This window comes from Hymenobacter agri (assembly GCF_054778495.1).
Genome location: NZ_BAAGZM010000717.1, coordinates 1 through 1,942, shown reverse-complemented (window position 1 = coordinate 1,942; position 1,942 = coordinate 1). Strand labels below are relative to the sequence as shown.

The 1,942-nt window shown below is 66.8% G+C and carries 1 protein-coding gene; it reads left to right on the top strand.

All coding sequences use genetic code 11. The features are described from left to right. Nucleotides 1-339: 339 nt before the first annotated feature. Nucleotides 340-1,942: glycoside hydrolase family 10 protein (locus tag ACYVDE_RS21360; RefSeq protein ID WP_460503559.1), on the top strand; the 1,603-nt coding region annotated here is incomplete at its 3' end.

Below are 1,942 nucleotides of genomic sequence, written 5' to 3'. Positions count from 1 at the left end.
GGGCGGCCCCGCGCGCCTTCGCCGACTTTGCGCGGGACTACGCCCCGGCTTTTCAACCCGCGCCGCCTGCGCCGGCCGACTAATCGGTCCGCCAGCCAGCCACGCACTTTCTAAAGAGTGCTATTCACCAAGCCGGCCTGTCCATACGCGCCAGCGCCGCCAGTGGCGGCGCTGGCCACGGGGCCTATAAAGCATGGAGTTCCGCTTAAAAACCCGGCGCGCCACTCAGAAAGCCCGCAACGCCGGGGCCGGGCCCCAGCGCGATGGCCAAAAAGGCAGACGAGCCGCCCGGCGCTGGCGTAATTTGCGGCCGGTATTCAGCTTGTTGCTTTTCGTTTGATGGTTCGTTTTTCTGCCGCTGGCCGGCTTTTGTTGATTTTGGGGCTGCTGAGTGGTGGTCTGTTGCGCCCGGCCCACGCCCAGGCCCTGGCCGAGGATGCCCCGCCGCCCAAGCGCGAGCTGCGCGGCATGTGGATTGCCACCGTCGAGAACATCGACTGGCCCAACCAGCGCGGCGAAGCGCCCGAGCAGTACCGCCGCGACTACCGCCGCCTGCTCGGTGCCGGCCAGCGCGCCGGCCTGAACGCGGTGTTCGTACAAATCCGGCCTGCCTCGGATGCTTTTTATAAGTCCGACATCGAGCCTTGGAGCAAGTGGCTGACCGGCACGCAGGGCAAGGCCCCGGCCAACGGCGACGACCCCCTGCCCTTCCTCATCACCGAGGCGCACCGGCGCGGCATGGAGTTCCACGCCTGGTTCAACCCCTACCGCGCCACGATGGACTCCGTCACGCGCCGGCTGGCCGCCAACCACCCCTACCGGCAGCATCCCGAGTGGTTTTTGCGCTACGGTGGGCAGCTGCTGTATAACCCCGGCCTGCCGGCGGTGCGGGCCCACATCACCCGCGTGATTCTGGACGTGGTGCGGCGCTACGACATCGACGCGGTGCACTTCGACGACTATTTCTACCCCTACCCCGCGCCGGGGCTGGTGTTTCACGACGAAGCCGCTTTTCGGGATGAGAACCCCGAGGGCATTGCCAAACTGGCCGACTGGCGGCGGCAGAACGTGAACATCCTCATCCGCGACCTGCACGACAGCATTCGCTCGGCCAAGCGCTGGGTGAAGTTCGGCATCTCGCCCTTTGGGGTCTGGATGAACAAGTCGGCCGACCCGCTGGGCTCCGACACCCGTGCCGGGCAGCCGTCGTATTCCAACCTGTACGCCGACTCGCGCCTGTGGCTGGAGCAGGGCTGGATTGACTACATCGTGCCGCAGCTGTACTGGAGCTCGAATTTCCGGCTCGTGCCCTACCCCGTGCTGCTGGAGTGGTGGACGCGCAACCACTTCGACCGCCACCTCTACATCGGGCACGGCACCTACCGCATGCTCGAAAGCACCCGCTCGGACACCACCTGGCGCAACCCGCGCGAGCTGCCCCGCCAGATTCGGCTGAACCGCAGCTACGATGGTGAAGCGCCCGGCAGCGTATTCTTCTCGGCCAAATCGGTGCTTACCAACCCGCTGCACACCACCGACTCGCTGCGTCAGAATTTGTTCCGCTACCCCGCCCTCATCCCGCCCATGCCCTGGATGGACGCCATGCCGCCCCTGCCCGTGGCCAACCTCACCCTGCGCCGCCTCAGCCACTACGTGACGCTGAACTGGCAATCGGGCGCGCCGGCGGCCGATGGCGACATCGCCACCTACTACGTGCTCTACCGCTTCGAAGCCAACGAAGTAGCCACTCCCAACGACCCGCGCCACATTCTGGCCCTGGTGCGCCCCGCCCCCGGCTACCCCGGCACTTTCGTCGATACCACCGCCGTGCCCGGCCAGGCCTACGCCTACTACGTCACGGCCGTCGACCGCCTGCACAACGAGAGCCGGCCCATGCGTGTCGTCACTACCGGCCTGCAGCTCACCGAGCTGGCCCAGGGCC